We start from the raw sequence: 13,385 nt of genomic DNA on the forward strand, positions 1-13,385 counted from the left end.
GGCGAGTTCATATCAAGGGCATTTTACCGTGTAGTGCGCGGTTGCGCGGCCACAGGGTGACGTTTAACATGCCGGAGATTAAAGTTTCTTATATTCCAACCGAATAATATTCAGAAGTACGCCATGTCTTATCACCTGATCCAGGACGACGAACAAATCGAGCAGGCTTCCCGCGCGATGAAAGCGATGTCCCACCCCCTGCGCCTCAAGATATTGTGTGTGCTGGGCGAGAACGAAGTAAGCGTGCAGGACATCGTCGACGCGGTCGGTACCTCGCAGAGCAATATTTCGCAGCACTTGGCCATCATGCGCGAGAAAGGCGTGCTGCGCACCCGCAAGGATGCCAACCGCGTCTACTACCGCGTGGGCGATCCGCGCACGCTGGAAGTCGTCAGCATGATGCGCGATGTGTTCTGCGGCTTCGCCAAGTAAACCGATACAGCTCCCAGACAAGGGCCGCGACCAGCGGCCCTTGTTCGTTGCGGCCTCGCCCTCAATGCTAACGAGCCTGGGCCGCCTGCAAAATCCACATCGCTGCCTCCCGCACAGGGTCGAGTCAAGCCGCGAGCGCCTTGCAGCAGGTAAAATCAGCTGACCACCGCTGAATGATCCGTCCTCGCCCCCCCAAGAAAGCCCCGCAGGTGTGGCAGGTAGACGTACTCAGGGATTCAACAGGAGACAACACAATATGGCCATGCCCAAGCAAGTCAAGATCGTCGAAGTCGGCCCAAGAGACGGCCTGCAGAACGAGAAATCGCCGGTATCCACCGAAGTGAAGCTCGCCTTTATCGACCAGTTGGCCGATGCCGGCCTGAGCGTTATCGAGGCCACCGCCTTTGTGTCGCCCAAGTGGGTGCCGCAAATGGCCGACCACACCGAGGTAATGCGTGGCCTCAAGCGCCGCCCCGGCGTACGTTACCCTGTGCTGGTTCCCAATATGCAGGGCTACGAGGCCGCCCGTGCTGCGGGTGCCGATGAGATAGCGGTATTTGCCGCCGCGTCCGAGGCCTTCTCGCAGAAGAACATCAACTGCAGCATAGCCGAGAGCCTGGCCCGATTTGCACCGGTCGTCGAGGCAGCACGCCGCAATGGCGTTGCCGTGCGCGGCTATGTGTCCTGCGTGCTGGGCTGCCCCTATCAGGGCGAAGTACCACTGGCCGACGTCGTTCGCGTGGCCAAGGCGCTCTACGATATGGGCTGCTACGAGGTATCGCTGGGTGACACCATAGGGGTAGGTACACCAGAGAAAGCCCGCCAGATGATCGCCGCAGTATCGGCAGCGGTGCCGGTAGCGCAGCTGGGTGCGCACTTCCATGACACCTGGGGCCAGGCGCTGGCCAATATCTATGCGGTACTGGAAATGGGGGTAGCCACCATAGACAGCTCTGCCGCCGGCCTGGGTGGTTGCCCCTACGCCAAGGGTGCCAGTGGCAATGTCGCCACCGAAGACGTGGTGTATATGCTGGACGGCCTGGGGATACAGACCGGGGTGGATCTAGAGAAACTCGCCGCAGCTGGCCGCTTTATCAACGGCCAGTTGGGCAAGGCACTTGCCTCCAAGGCTGCGACAGCCTTAGCGGCCAGGGCGGTCTGAGCGCTGCTCCGCTGCCATGGCCTCGTCCAGCGTCAGGAGTCGCAGCTGCAGCTCCTGGCGTGGTCTGGCTTGTTCGGTGGCCTGGGCCACATCAACCGGTTCGCCGATTACCTTTTCATCCTGGCCTGAGGCCATATCAAAGACGGTGATCATCTTGCATCCCTTCTGCGCCCATGGCGCACACTGATCAATCGGCCTTCAACCCGAATATCGGTACATTTACGGCAAAGTTCAATAGCAAATTTGCCACATTGTCCAAAACGTCGGGTGCGCGCGACAAGCGGCAAGTCAAGAACGACCAATGGACAAAGGTTCTACAGCTTTGGCGGCCTAGCCATACGCCAGGTCGGGCCGACTGATCGCACCATGAACATCGCCCTCGCCACCCGACTCCCGCACACCATGGGCAAGCATCTGGCCTGCCCCTGATCCAACCCACCCCGTGCCCCCTCTCCTGCCACCGCTGCAAGCTGTGTATCAGGCTATAAAGTCCAAATCAGGCGCTAGAATAAAACCATCAGGCAGTACCACTGCCCGGCCTTGTCCACGACTACCGGATAGCCTCATGCAATTGCGCGCACAACTGATCAATGGCATCCAGCTGCTAAGCACCCAGGGCCGCATAGACCAGGCCGGGGCCGAACCCTTCTCCGCTGCCCTGTCACCCTATCTGGCCGATTGCCAAGCAGGCCAGCCGGCCATCGTGCTGGATTTCGCCGGGGTCGAGTACATTTCCAGCATAGGCTTGCGAGCGCTAATGCTGGCCCACAAGCAGGCCACCGCTCAGCAAGGCCGCATCGCCATTGCCGCACTCACTCCCCTGGTGGCCGAAGTCTTTGTCATCAGTCACTTCGATCAGGTACTCAAGGTCTACCCCACGGTTGCCGATGCGATAGAGGACTTGCGATGAAAGTCCGCTTCTGGGGCACCCGGGGTTCCATCCCGGTATCCATGACAGCACAAGCAGTACGGGCCAAGTTGATCACGGCGCTTTCGGGGGCAGCCGGGGTAGATTTAAGCAGCCACGAGCAGGTGGTCGCCTATGTGGATCGACTCGACTTCGCCACCGCCGGCTGCTTTGGCGGCCACTCCAGCTGCGTACAACTGGAGACAGGCGGCAGCGAGCACATCATTCTCGACATGGGCAGCGGCGCCCGCCCACTGGCCGGCCATTACCTGGGGCAGCATGGCGGCAAGCCACAGACCTATCATGTGTTCATGTCCCATCTGCACTGGGATCACATCATGGGCTTCCCGTTCTTTACACCCGCCTACATCCCTGGCAACCAGCTCATCATCCACAGCTGCCACAGCGAGGCGGAATTCGCCTTTCGCCGCCAGCAGGCCGAACCGTCCTTCCCAGTGGATTTCTCCCTGCTGCGGGCCGATATCCGTTTCGATGTCATGGAGCCCGGTCGTGACTACGCCGTGGCGGGCCTGACCGTCAGCGCCAAGAAACAGCGCCATGGCGGCGACTCCTATGGTTGGCGCTTCGACGATGGCAAGGCCGTGGTGGTCTACACCACCGATTCAGAGCACGATGTCGGCGATCTGGCCGAGCGCGCCGCCTTTGCCGATTTTTTCCACCAGGCCGACCTGGTGATCTTCGATGCCATGTACTCGCTGGCCGCCGCCATCTCGGTCAAGGAGGACTGGGGCCACTCGTCCAATATCGTCGGCGTGGAACTCTGCCAGTTGGCCCAGGCCAAGCGGCTATGCCTGTTCCACCACGAACCCGCCTATGACGACCTGCAGATCGCCCAGATACTCAACGAAACCCGCCGGTTCGAGGAGTTGACCCGCGAAGGTGCCCCGCTGGAGATCCTATCGGCATGGGATGGCCTGGAAGTCGTGCTCTGATGCCGCGACGCGGCGCTGTGGCGACGCTGCTACAGGCCAGGCGGGGCCGCCCGCTGGCGATATTGCTATTGATTATCCTGCTGGGCTTCCAGCAACTGTCGCCGCAAGCTGGCCTGCCCGTCGCTCGCCTGGCCTTGTTCGATCTCTACCAGCACACCTGGCCGCGCCAGCCGCAAGGCCAGCCCGTCACCCTGGTCGAGATAGACGAACCCAGCCTGCAACAGCTAGGTCAATGGCCTTGGCCCCGCAACAAGCTGGCCAGGTTGATAGACGCCATCAATACCCACCGCCCCCTGGCCATCGGACTTGATCTCTACATGCCCGAGCTGGATCAGACCTCGCCCGCCATGGTGGCCCGCAACCTGCCTGCCAAGCAGGCCGACCTCGCCACCACCCTTGCTGCCCTACCCAGCCATGAAGCAGTACTGGTGCAATCGCTGCAGTCTGCCCCGGTGGTACTGGGCGCCGCCGGCTTCGACTACCCTACGCTATCGACCACCCAGGGCCTACGCAGCCAGCCTGTGCTGGTCCAGGGCGGCGATGCGCTACCTTGGCTGCGCGCCTATCCCTGGGTACTGGCCAGCCTACCGCAGTTGCAAGCGGCTGCCACCGGCCAGGCTGTCCTATCGGTAGATCTGGACGGTGGCGTTGTCAGGCGCATGCCGCTGGCCGTCAGCGTCAACCAGCAGCCTGTCCCCTCCCTGGCCATGGAAATGCTGCGGGTCGCCACAGGCGTACCCGCCGTCACGCTGGTGGTGGACCAGCAAGGCATACGCGAAGCCCGCGTCGCCGATTTGATCGTCCCCACCTTGCCCAATGGCGAGGTCTGGTTGCCTTTTGCACCAGCCCGCCACAGCCGCAGCGTCTCGGCAGCCCAGGTACTGTCTGGTCAGGTCGATCCAACCGCGCTGCAAGACAAGCTGGTGCTGATCGGCATCACCGGCTTTGGGCTGACCGACCTGCGTGCCACACCGCTGGATGCGCAGGTGCCCGGCGTGGAAATCCAGGCGCAGCTGATGGAAAGCCTGATAGCCGGGCAGTTTCTGCAACGACCCGCCTGGATGCGCCACCTCGAAGGTGGCGTGCTACTGCTGGCCGGCTTGCTGCTGATAGCGGCCGTACCGCGTACCCGACTGCGCTGGCTGGCGCCCGGCACAGCCGTGCTGTTCAGCCTCGTCGCCGCTGCCGGCTTTGCCGGGTTCCGGTATGGTGGGCTGCTGTTCGATGCGGCCAGTATCCTGATCGGCCTGTGCCTGCTGCTGGGCAGCCTGCTGAGCAGCCGATTTCTCGAGACCGATACCCAGCGGCGACAGGCGCAGCAAGCCCTGCAGCACGAGCGCGAACTGGCGGCCAAGGTGGCGGGCGAGTTGGCCGCCGCACGCCGCCTGCAGCTGGGTTCGCTGCCTGATGCCACCCGGCAGTTCCCTGGCGAAACCCGTTTTCAGCTGGCCGCCGTACTGGAGCCCGCACGCGAAGTAGGTGGCGACCTGTACGATTTCTTCATGCTCAGCACCGACCATCTGTTCTTCATCGTGGGGGATGTCTCGGGCAAAGGACTGCCGGCCAGCCTGTTCATGGTGGTGGCCAAGGCGCTGGGCAAGAGCATTGCGCTACGGGGTGAGGACGACATCACCGCCATCATCGGCCAACTGAACCACGAACTGGCGCGCGAAAACCCCGAAACCCTGTTCATTACCGTGGTGGCCGGGATACTGGATGTAGCGACAGGCAAACTGCATCTGATCAACGCAGGCCATGATGCACCCTGGCTAAGGCGCAGCAACGGCAGCCTGACACAGCTCAAGGGTGCTGGCGGGCCGCCGCTATGCATACTGGAAGATTTTCCCTACCCCGTACAAGCCTACCAACTGGCAGTTGGAGATACGCTTTGCGTGATCACAGATGGCATTACCGAAGCCATGAATGCGCAATCCGAGCTATATGGCATGGCACGACTGGAAGCCTTGCTGACCGGTATGCCAATAGATGCACCACTCGAACACATGGTCCGCACAGTACAGGCTGATGTGCAGCAGTTTGTCGGTGACGCCCCGCCATCGGACGATCTCACCCTGCTGCTGTTACGCCGCAATAGCTAGCAACGGCCGCCCGCAGCACGATCAGCGGACAATGATCTCCACCCGGCGATTCCGGCTTTCGGCCACCTCATCCGCCGTATCCACCGCCAGCTCCCGCTCTCCCCTGCCGGCAATCTCCATGCTTTGTGCCTTGACCCCGCTGTCCAGCAAGCGCTGGCGCACCATGCCCGCCCGGGCCAGCGACAGTACATCGTTATCGGCCTGACTACCCACTCGGTCGGTATGCCCCACCACCACAATCTCGGGCACCGGCCGCCGTAGCAGCTCTGCCTTGAGTGCATCCAGTTGCCCAGCCGATTCCGCCGTCAACGCCTCGGCCGATCCCGATAGATAGTAGACGGTGAACGAAACCGGCCTGGCCGGCAATGCCGCCAACGTATCGCCATAACGCGCCTGCACACTGGGGCCATCTGCCGTACTGCCGGTCAAGTTGCCATCGGCGCTGGCTTCTGCGGCGGCAAAGGGTTGCGCCAGTAGCAACTCGCCCTTTGCCGTGCTCAGTTGCACCGCCCCCGCACGGCCATCGGCGCTGGGCAGCAACACCACCCTGTCGTTGGCCGGCTCATGGTTCAGGGCAATCAGCCAGGTCGCCAGGGTAAAGGGCACAAACAATTCCATCTCAATCGTCCTCGCCGTGCGCTTCAAGTATGAACTCGGTACCCCGCACACCCAGCGTGACTGCCGTAGTACGAAAATGCACAGCATCCGGCGAGGTTTTGGCAATCTTGCCCGAGATCACCGACAAGGTGCCGCGCTTGAGCGAAGCGTCTATCCGCCCCTGATGGGTCGTCGGGTTGAACGCATACTGATCCAGCGACAAGCTCGAATTCGCCCCCGCCGACAGCAAGGTATTGTCCCGTAGCGTAATGCCCACGCTGCTGGCCGCACCGGTCTGCACCTTGTCGGCCTGCATCACAGCAAAGCCCGGCCCAGCCGGCAAGCGCTGGCCGCCGCGCACCACCTCCACCTTGCCCTGCGCCGTCTTGATCATGCCGGCAGCCTCTTCGGCCTGGGCGGGAAGGGCAAGCAGCACTGCCACAGCTATCACTTTGATATTCATGATGTGTACCTCCATCTACTATCGTATAGCAATGATTCAGTACGCCCGCTGCTTTCCCGCGCAATTCAGCCAACTCCACCCCCTGCAGGACTGGCTGACACAATCATGCCGGGCGCTGGGCCTTGCTCAACAGGAAGCCTTGAGAGCCCAGCTGGTGGTGGAAGAGTTGTTCGCCAACACCGTGCATCACGGCTACAGGCCCGACACCCCCGCTGAACAGGCTCTGGTGTGGCTGGAAATCACCCGCCGCGCAGACGAGGTCGAAATCTGTTATCTGGATGCCGCCCAGCCCTATAACCCGCTGCTGCAAGATGCCCATACGGTGGAGCACGGGCAGGTAGGCGGGGTAGGTTGCCTGCTGGTGAAGTCACTACCTAGTCGATGCCACTATGTCTGGCGTGAAGGTAGAAATGTGGTGGCACTCAATTTCAAGTGCTGGCCGGGGACATGATGATCGCCACCAGCGCTCACGCAGCTCCCTGTTGCCTGCTGCCCAAAGCCCAGTGCCCACGTTCGATCCACATTATATAATCTCGGTGCCACCCTACAGGCCCCCCCTCACTGGGGGAACCCTGAGCGCAACCGCGCCAGCACCGCATCAAAGCCTTGCCTGTGCTGAATCCACAAGGACATGTACTGGGCATCGTCACCCTGCATGACTTCCTGATCACGCCTGACGGCCAAACCCAGATGCACCCCCGGCAGGAGACGCTGCCGGTATCGAGCATCATGACGACCCAGGTACTGACCACGCAGGAGGACCAGGCCATTACCGACCTAGTCCAGCCGCTATCCGATGGCGGCATGCACCATCTGCCCGTACTCAACCATCAGGCACAGTTGGTAGGCATGCTCACACAGTCCGATCTGATTGCTGCCTTGTATAGGGCAGGACTGGAGTACGCCGGGGCCGGGAAAAGCCACTAGTCCATTTAGATTCAAGGACTTTGCCGCAAGAGCAGCCCAAGTCCGATATAATCCCCGGCCTGCTTCCCTCACCGCCTTACTGCATGACCGCCAAGCCCATACTGTTGCACCATGCCGATCTGGACCGTACCGGCACCTGGCTGAAATACCGCGATGGCTTGTGCGATAGCTGCATGGCCACCTGTTGCACCATGCCAGTCGAGGTCAAGCTGGCTGACCTGGTACGCATGGGCGTGGTGGATGCCTTTGAAGCCGAGGGCGAGCCGCCCAAGCAAATCGCTAAGCGCCTGATGAAGGCCAGGATCGTGCAGCACTTCAACTTCAAGCACAGCATCTACACCCTCACCCGCCGGGCCAATGGCGATTGCCTGTACCTGGATGCCCAAAGCCGCCGCTGCACCATCTACGCCAAGCGCCCCAATACCTGTCGCAATCATCCACGTATCGGCCCGCGCCCCGGTTTTTGCGCCTACCGCACCCGTTAACGCCACCAACACTCCGCTACAGCGGGTTGAAATGGTGACGTGCCAAACCCGTGCGCTATGATTCCACCCCCACACCCCCTGTACTCTAGAGCCTTGCATGATTCCAAACAGCGCCCCCAGCCCTCAGGCACCTTCCACACATCGCTGGGCCATCAGCCTGGCTGGCCTTTGCCTGCTGCTCTTGGTGCTGTCGGTGATACTGCCCTTGGGCAAGGCAGTCAGCCTGCCCTATACCGTGGGCTATAACCTGCCCGTGGCCCTGGTGCTGTTCGCGGTTTTCTACCTGGTCTTCGGCCGGCGCCACGGCAATACCAAGGCCGGCATTGCCCTGTTGGCCGTGCTGGTCACCGCAGGTCTCGGCAGCCTGGCCGCCCACAGCATCGCCAGCAAGCGACAGGCCGATCGCGCAGCCTTGCAAGTTGCGGTGAGCGAGATCCGTGGCGAGATCAACAGTATGAGTGCCGACCTGCTGAATGGTCAGGACGGTCTACCCAAGCAGGGCGCACTTATCGATACCACGCCCAGAGCCACCGGCTCGGCTGGCGAGCTGGAGCGTTTCATCAAGACCTTCTTTCGCGATTTGACTGCCTTGCGCAACGATTATCAGCGCGAAATCAGCAATTCAGGCTGGGAGAACCTGCTCAATGCCAGCCAATTCTCGCAAGACCCCGGTTTCCATCAACGCCGGGCCTTGGTGCACGAGGTCCGCCAGATTGCCAATACCTATCAGGCTCGTAACCATCAAGCCATAAACAACACCCTGGCCAGTATCAGCACACTGAATATGAGCGAAGCAGACAAGTCAGACCTGAGGTCTGGTTTTGAACAGGGCTTGGTCAAAGCGCGCAGGAACATAGACAAGCTGTGGGCGCTGGAAAACCAAGCCATCGATGAAATGGGGGCGATGGTGGATCTGTTGGCCCGCAACCCCAAGGCATGGGAGGTAGAGCAAGGCAATGTGGCGTTCAACAATCAAGCCCTGCTTGATCGCTACAACGCTCACTTCAGGCGTGTGCAAGAGATCGTGCAGGAGCAAGAGGCGATGCAGCGCCAAAGCCTGAACAATGCCAATGCCGAGTTGGGTGGTCTGCAGCCGTAAGGGCCTGCTCAATGCCTGCTTACACCCCTAGGCATTCAGCTGATAGCTCTCCAACACCTGGTATTCCGGCCCCTGCTCTCCCTCTGTCGAGGATGCCACCAGCCGGAATCCCCTGATCGGCCAGACTAGCGGCGCATCATCCGGCCAAGCCGCTGGTGGGTGGCCATGCCGCAGCATGGTCACATGCGGCTTGAAAGCCTTGCGGTCATACTTCAGACCCAGTTCATCCAGGGTAGCGCGTAGCTTATCCACAAGCTGCAACAGGGCAGGCGGCGGGTCCGACGGGCCCAACCAGGTGATGCCAGGACGCCAGCGGCCATAGTGATCCAGCCGTAGCTCGGCAGGCATCAGGGCTACCTGGGCCAGCGCCGCCATCAGTGCCGGCAGGCGCGACCTGGGTGTATTACCCAAAAACACCAGAGTCAGGTGCAGTGTGTCACGCCGCATGCGGCGCCCGCCGCACAAGGCCTGCAGCCTGCCACTGGCAGCATGCAGGGCATCAGCCACGGCCTCGTCTGGCCAAAGTGCCAGGAATAAACGAATGTCGTTGGTTGCAGGCATAGCCCTGATTTTAAAGCCGTAGCCGCCCTGGGCGTCGGCAGGCCGCCATACGGCAGGCCTCATGCCATTGACCGCTCATGAAACGACGGACGGTATGACAATGACTTGCAAACAGCATACCGGGGGCTATAACGGATATCAGTCGAACAGACACAATCTCCCTCGAAGGCGGCCAACGCCGCCTGACTCACAGGCCGACACCCAGATAGTGTCGGCCTCGTTTTTTCCGCCGCCCCGGCCAAAGGCAATTTCCCTAAACGACTCAAGCGCTTATAATCGCCGGCTTTTTCCGCTTCCCAGCCCTTACACCATGACCGAACCACGCCGTAATCCCGTCGCCACCATAGAATCCCTGGACTACGACGGCCATGGTGTCGCCCACGTAGATGGCAAGACCATCTTCATCGATGGCGCCCTGCCTTTCGAAGTGGTCGAGTACTCCAGCTACCGCAAAAAGCCCACCTTCGAAAATGCCCAGGCCGTGGCCGTGCTGAAGGAAAGCTTTCTGCGCACCACGCCGCAATGCCAGCACTATGGCGTCTGCGGTGGTTGCTCCATGCAGCATGCCGAGGCCAGTGGCCAGGTGGCCGCCAAGCAACGCGTGCTGGAAGAAAACCTTTCGCGCATCGGCGAAGTCAAGCCAGAAACCCTGCTGACACCCATTTACGGCCCCACCTGGGGCTATCGCCACCGTGCCCGCCTGTCGGCCCGTTACGTGGCCAAGAAGGGTACCGTGCTGGTGGGATTTCATGAAAAGCGCTCCAGCTTCATTGCCGACATGAAGTCCTGTGAAATCCTTCCTCGGAAGATTTCCGACATGCTAGTGCCGCTGCGCGAACTGGTCATGCAACTCAGCATCCGCGAGCGCATGCCGCAGATAGAGCTGGCCGTGGGCGAGCATGTAGATGTATTGGTCCTGCGCATCATGGACCCCATCAACACCGACGACGAAGCCCTGCTACGCAGCTTTGCAGACCAGTACCAGGTGCAATTCTGGCTACAGCCCAAGGGACCGGACACGGCTTACCCCTTCTACCCGCTCGATGCGCCGCAACTCAGCTACAGCCTACCCGAGTTCGGCATAGTCATGCCCTACAAACCCACCGAATTCACCCAGGTGAACCCGCATATCAACCGCGTACTGGTCGGCCGTGCATTGCGCCTGCTGGATCCACAGCCGGGCGAGCGGATTGCCGATCTGTTCTGCGGCCTGGGCAACTTCACCCTGCCCATCGCCCGACTGGGTGCCCAGGTGCTGGGCATAGAAGGCAGCCAGCAGCTGGTTGAACGCGCCCGCGAAAACGCCATCAAGAACGGCCTGGAAAACCAGACCGAATTCCAGGTTGCCAACCTGTTCGAAATGACCGAAGAAATCATGGCTGGCCTGGGTCAGTTCGACCGCATGCTGATCGACCCACCACGCGACGGCGCCATGGAAGTGTGCAAATCCATCTCGGCCGAACATGGCCCCAAGCGCATCGTCTATGTCAGCTGCAACCCCGCCACCCTAGCCCGCGACGCCAATGTGCTGGTCAACGTCAAGGGCTACACCATGAAGACCGCCGGCGTGGTCAATATGTTTCCCCATACCGGCCACGTCGAATCCATGGCCTGGTTCGAGAAGCAGTAAAGCGACACAACCGGCAAACCAAAACAAAAAAGCGACCGTGGGTCGCTTTTTTGGTTGTTTTACCACCGCATCAACCGCCTCGGTGACCACGCTCAACCGTGACGCCAACACGGCCCACCTCGTGCAATATGCCCAGCTTGGTAACCGACACCCGCACCCAGGGCGTACCGAATTCTCCCATCACATCCTGGGCAATATACTCGGCCAAGCGTTCCAGCAGCAGGAAGTGCTGCTCGGCCAATACACCCCGCAGACGCTCCACCACCTTGGCATAGTCTATGGTATCGGCCAGTTCATCGGTCTGGCAGGCGCGGGCACTGGGTATGCCTAGCTCCAGGTCTATCTCCACCACCTGGGGTGCTACGCGCTCCCAATCGTAGACGCCGATCAGCGTCCTGGCCTTCACACCGTGCAGGTAAATAATGTCCATATCGTGTCCCAGTGCACGCTCCAGCGCTTGCTCGCTATCGCTGGATGCCGCAACCGGCTTAGAATCCGAGGCTGCCCATTGTAGTGGAATTCTGTAGATGCCGCCCTACGCCTTGCCGCTTGCCTTTGTGATCGCCGCCTACCTGGTCGGCTCGCTGTCTTTTGCCGTCATCGTCAGCCGTGCGATGAAGATGGCAGACCCCCGCTCTTACGGCTCGGGCAACCCCGGTGCCACCAATGTGCTGCGTTCAGGCAAAAAGCTGGCCGCCGTGCTCACCTTGCTGGGCGATACGCTCAAAGCAGTGGTGGTGGTACTGGCTGCCAAGTTGGCCGACCTTCCTGACCCCTGGCTGGCTGCGGTGGCAGTGGCCGTCACCGTAGGCCATATGTGGCCGGTGTTCTTCCGCTTTCTGGGTGGAAAAGGTGTCGCGACAGCGGCTGGCGTGCTGCTGACGCTGGATTGGCGCCTGGGCCTCGCCACCGTGACGGTCTGGCTGGTCATGGCTGCAACCACCCGTATCTCGTCGCTGGCCGCCATAGTGGCCGCCGTCGCGGCGCCCATAGCCTGCCATCTGCTGCTGCCCGGCCGACCCGCACTGTTCGGCGCGGTCTTGCTGATTGCAGCATTGCTGGTACAGCGCCACAAGCGCAATCTGCTCAATCTCCTGGCCGGCACCGAAGGCAAGATAGGCGAGAAAGCCAAAGCGGAAGAATAATTGCCCGGCGGGCGCTACCCACAAGGCTGGATGTCACCCGATGCACTACTCGCCTATCTGACGTTCAATCTCTGAACAGATGGGTAAAGGCGCGGCTGACCGGCAGCTTTTCGCTGCATCCCTTCACCAGCACTTGCATACGCTCGGCATCAATGCGCTCTGCGGCAGCAATCGCATTGACATTGACCATGGTGCCCCGGTGTATCTGCCAGAACTTCTCCTGGTCCAATCCCGCCAGCAAATCCTTCAGCGGGGTCCGTATCAGCGCCTCTGAGTCCGCCAGCACCACCCGGGTGTACTTGGTATCCGACTGGAAGAACAGCACGTCTTCCACATTGATCAGCTTGATCTGCTTGCCCACCGTGGCCTTGATCCACTTGAGCTTCTCGGCTGATTGCTGCGGCACCACCGATTTCAGCTTGCTCAATATCTCGGCCAGGTCGGCCGGCTGAGCGGCCAGCTTGGTCTTGATACGCTCTACTGCCTTGGCCAACCGATCCACTTCAACCGGCTTGAGCAGGTAATCCACCGCGCCTGCCTCAAACGCCTCCACCGCGTACTGGTCGTATGCCGTCACAAACACCACATGGGCGCCACCCGCTATGCGCTCAGCCACTTCCAGCCCGGATAGCCCAGGCATGCGGATATCGAGGAAAACCACATCGGGTTCGTATTCGAGATAGCCATCCCAGGCGTCATTACCATTCTCGGCCACCGCCACCAGCTCGGCCTCAGGCCAGGTCTTTTGCAGCAAACCTTCCAGGCGCTCGCGCATCAGGGGTTCGTCTTCGGCGATCAGGATACGTGTACTCATTATTCTCTCTGCTTCAAAGTGTTATTGCATAACTGGTGGAGCCACTTCGCACCAGGGTAGCCACAGCCTCACCAGGGTATCAACCAAGCCTGACGGGAGCGTATCAAACCC

The 13,385-nt window shown here is 60.9% G+C and carries 17 protein-coding genes; 11 read left to right on the top strand and 6 right to left on the bottom strand.

Annotated elements, in window-relative coordinates:
- Window positions 1-123: 123 nt before the first annotated feature.
- Window positions 124-432, top strand: a complete 309-nt coding sequence (locus QWZ03_RS04870; RefSeq protein WP_284197462.1) for an ArsR/SmtB family transcription factor — start codon at window positions 124-126, stop codon at window positions 430-432.
- Window positions 433-694: 262 nt separating this feature from the next.
- Window positions 695-1,594, top strand: coding sequence for a hydroxymethylglutaryl-CoA lyase (locus tag QWZ03_RS04875; RefSeq protein WP_308447516.1), 900 nt, complete (start codon window positions 695-697; stop codon window positions 1,592-1,594).
- Here QWZ03_RS04875 and QWZ03_RS04880 read toward each other — a convergent pair.
- The gene (locus tag QWZ03_RS04880; RefSeq protein WP_290331712.1) at window positions 1,574-1,747 is read right to left on the bottom strand and encodes a hypothetical protein; all 174 of its coding nucleotides are present in this window, start codon (window positions 1,745-1,747) and stop codon (window positions 1,574-1,576) included. The genes QWZ03_RS04875 and QWZ03_RS04880 overlap by 21 nt on opposite strands.
- Before the next feature lie 412 nt (window positions 1,748-2,159).
- On the opposite strand from QWZ03_RS04880, the gene QWZ03_RS04885 reads away from it, so the two are divergent.
- Genes QWZ03_RS04885 through QWZ03_RS04895 form a run of 3 tightly spaced genes read left to right on the top strand, consistent with a single transcriptional unit; the run spans window position 2,160 to window position 5,553 of the window.
- Window positions 2,160-2,504 carry an STAS domain-containing protein gene (locus QWZ03_RS04885; protein WP_290331713.1) on the top strand — a complete coding sequence of 115 codons (345 nt, stop codon included), beginning with the start codon at window positions 2,160-2,162 and terminating at the stop codon, window positions 2,502-2,504.
- Window positions 2,501-3,454 (top strand): MBL fold metallo-hydrolase, encoded by a 954-nt coding sequence (locus tag QWZ03_RS04890; protein ID WP_290331714.1) that lies wholly within the window; start codon window positions 2,501-2,503, stop codon window positions 3,452-3,454. Before QWZ03_RS04885 ends, QWZ03_RS04890 begins: the two co-directional genes overlap by 4 nt.
- On the top strand, window positions 3,454-5,553 hold the full coding sequence (locus tag QWZ03_RS04895) for a CHASE2 domain-containing protein (RefSeq protein ID WP_290331715.1): 2,100 nt from the start codon (window positions 3,454-3,456) through the stop codon (window positions 5,551-5,553). The genes QWZ03_RS04890 and QWZ03_RS04895 overlap by 1 nt, the downstream gene beginning before the upstream one ends.
- A 21-nt stretch (window positions 5,554-5,574) precedes the next feature.
- Here QWZ03_RS04895 and QWZ03_RS04900 read toward each other — a convergent pair whose 3' ends face one another.
- Window positions 5,575-6,171, bottom strand: coding sequence for an OmpA family protein (locus QWZ03_RS04900; protein ID WP_290331716.1), 597 nt, complete (start codon window positions 6,169-6,171; stop codon window positions 5,575-5,577).
- 1 nt (window position 6,172) lies between these two features.
- On the bottom strand, window positions 6,173-6,613 hold the full coding sequence (locus tag QWZ03_RS04905) for a FecR family protein (protein WP_290331717.1): 441 nt from the start codon (window positions 6,611-6,613) through the stop codon (window positions 6,173-6,175).
- Between the two features lie 31 nt (window positions 6,614-6,644).
- Between QWZ03_RS04905 and QWZ03_RS04910 the strand changes: the two genes are divergently transcribed.
- The 4 genes from QWZ03_RS04910 (at window position 6,645) to QWZ03_RS04925 (ending at window position 9,124) form a co-directional block, all read left to right on the top strand.
- A complete protein-coding gene (locus QWZ03_RS04910; protein WP_290331718.1) occupies window positions 6,645-7,064 on the top strand; it encodes an ATP-binding protein in 420 nt (139 codons plus the stop codon).
- 146 nt (window positions 7,065-7,210) lie between these two features.
- Window positions 7,211-7,540, top strand: coding sequence for a CBS domain-containing protein (locus tag QWZ03_RS04915; RefSeq protein ID WP_290332048.1), 330 nt, complete (start codon window positions 7,211-7,213; stop codon window positions 7,538-7,540).
- An 83-nt stretch (window positions 7,541-7,623) separates the two neighbouring features.
- Window positions 7,624-8,025 carry a YkgJ family cysteine cluster protein gene (locus tag QWZ03_RS04920; RefSeq protein ID WP_284197472.1) on the top strand — a complete coding sequence of 134 codons (402 nt, stop codon included), beginning with the start codon at window positions 7,624-7,626 and terminating at the stop codon, window positions 8,023-8,025.
- 97 nt (window positions 8,026-8,122) lie between these two features.
- Window positions 8,123-9,124 (top strand): hypothetical protein, encoded by a 1,002-nt coding sequence (locus QWZ03_RS04925; protein WP_290331719.1) that lies wholly within the window; start codon window positions 8,123-8,125, stop codon window positions 9,122-9,124.
- Window positions 9,125-9,151: 27 nt separating this feature from the next.
- Here the strand turns inward: QWZ03_RS04925 and thpR are convergent, their stop codons facing one another.
- Window positions 9,152-9,685: an RNA 2',3'-cyclic phosphodiesterase gene (thpR, locus tag QWZ03_RS04930; RefSeq protein ID WP_290331720.1), complete on the bottom strand. Its 534-nt coding sequence runs from the start codon at window positions 9,683-9,685 to the stop codon at window positions 9,152-9,154.
- Window positions 9,686-9,995: 310 nt separating this feature from the next.
- Here thpR and rlmD point away from each other — a divergent pair, with 310 nt between their 5' ends.
- A complete protein-coding gene (rlmD, locus tag QWZ03_RS04935; protein ID WP_290331721.1) occupies window positions 9,996-11,315 on the top strand; it encodes a 23S rRNA (uracil(1939)-C(5))-methyltransferase RlmD in 1,320 nt (439 codons plus the stop codon).
- A gap of 70 nt (window positions 11,316-11,385) precedes the next feature.
- Here rlmD and folB read toward each other — a convergent pair whose 3' ends face one another.
- A complete protein-coding gene (folB, locus tag QWZ03_RS04940) occupies window positions 11,386-11,745 on the bottom strand; it encodes a dihydroneopterin aldolase (protein ID WP_284197476.1) in 360 nt (119 codons plus the stop codon).
- A gap of 97 nt (window positions 11,746-11,842) precedes the next feature.
- Here folB and plsY point away from each other — a divergent pair, with 97 nt between their 5' ends.
- Entirely contained in the window at window positions 11,843-12,460 is a 618-nt protein-coding gene (plsY, locus tag QWZ03_RS04945; protein WP_290331723.1) for a glycerol-3-phosphate 1-O-acyltransferase PlsY, read from the top strand.
- 64 nt (window positions 12,461-12,524) lie between these two features.
- Here plsY and QWZ03_RS04950 read toward each other — a convergent pair whose 3' ends face one another.
- Window positions 12,525-13,274, bottom strand: a complete 750-nt coding sequence (locus tag QWZ03_RS04950) for a LytR/AlgR family response regulator transcription factor (RefSeq protein WP_284197478.1) — start codon at window positions 13,272-13,274, stop codon at window positions 12,525-12,527.
- Window positions 13,275-13,385: the final 111 nt, after the last annotated feature.

It is taken from the genome of Chitinimonas viridis, from assembly GCF_030409555.1.
GTDB classification, from domain to species: domain Bacteria; phylum Pseudomonadota; class Gammaproteobacteria; order Burkholderiales; family Chitinimonadaceae; genus Chitinimonas; species Chitinimonas viridis.

What these genes read in the sequence shown, in the direction of transcription:
- QWZ03_RS04870 (WP_284197462.1), top strand. Translation starts at nt 124, where the DNA reads ATGTCTTATCACCTGATCCAGGACGACGAACAAATCGAGCAGGCTTCC.
- QWZ03_RS04875 (WP_308447516.1), top strand. Translation starts at nt 695, where the DNA reads ATGCCCAAGCAAGTCAAGATCGTCGAAGTCGGCCCAAGAGACGGCCTG.
- QWZ03_RS04880 (WP_290331712.1), bottom strand. Translation starts at nt 1,747, where the DNA reads ATGATCACCGTCTTTGATATGGCCTCAGGCCAGGATGAAAAGGTAATC.
- QWZ03_RS04885 (WP_290331713.1), top strand. Translation starts at nt 2,160, where the DNA reads ATGCAATTGCGCGCACAACTGATCAATGGCATCCAGCTGCTAAGCACC.
- QWZ03_RS04890 (WP_290331714.1), top strand. Translation starts at nt 2,501, where the DNA reads ATGAAAGTCCGCTTCTGGGGCACCCGGGGTTCCATCCCGGTATCCATG.
- QWZ03_RS04895 (WP_290331715.1), top strand. Translation starts at nt 3,454, where the DNA reads ATGCCGCGACGCGGCGCTGTGGCGACGCTGCTACAGGCCAGGCGGGGC.
- QWZ03_RS04900 (WP_290331716.1), bottom strand. Translation starts at nt 6,171, where the DNA reads ATGGAATTGTTTGTGCCCTTTACCCTGGCGACCTGGCTGATTGCCCTG.
- QWZ03_RS04905 (WP_290331717.1), bottom strand. Translation starts at nt 6,613, where the DNA reads ATGAATATCAAAGTGATAGCTGTGGCAGTGCTGCTTGCCCTTCCCGCC.
- QWZ03_RS04910 (WP_290331718.1), top strand. Translation starts at nt 6,645, where the DNA reads ATGATTCAGTACGCCCGCTGCTTTCCCGCGCAATTCAGCCAACTCCAC.
- QWZ03_RS04920 (WP_284197472.1), top strand. Translation starts at nt 7,624, where the DNA reads ATGACCGCCAAGCCCATACTGTTGCACCATGCCGATCTGGACCGTACC.
- QWZ03_RS04925 (WP_290331719.1), top strand. Translation starts at nt 8,123, where the DNA reads ATGATTCCAAACAGCGCCCCCAGCCCTCAGGCACCTTCCACACATCGC.
- thpR (WP_290331720.1), bottom strand. Translation starts at nt 9,685, where the DNA reads ATGCCTGCAACCAACGACATTCGTTTATTCCTGGCACTTTGGCCAGAC.
- rlmD (WP_290331721.1), top strand. Translation starts at nt 9,996, where the DNA reads ATGACCGAACCACGCCGTAATCCCGTCGCCACCATAGAATCCCTGGAC.
- folB (WP_284197476.1), bottom strand. Translation starts at nt 11,745, where the DNA reads ATGGACATTATTTACCTGCACGGTGTGAAGGCCAGGACGCTGATCGGC.
- plsY (WP_290331723.1), top strand. Translation starts at nt 11,843, where the DNA reads ATGCCGCCCTACGCCTTGCCGCTTGCCTTTGTGATCGCCGCCTACCTG.
- QWZ03_RS04950 (WP_284197478.1), bottom strand. Translation starts at nt 13,274, where the DNA reads ATGAGTACACGTATCCTGATCGCCGAAGACGAACCCCTGATGCGCGAG.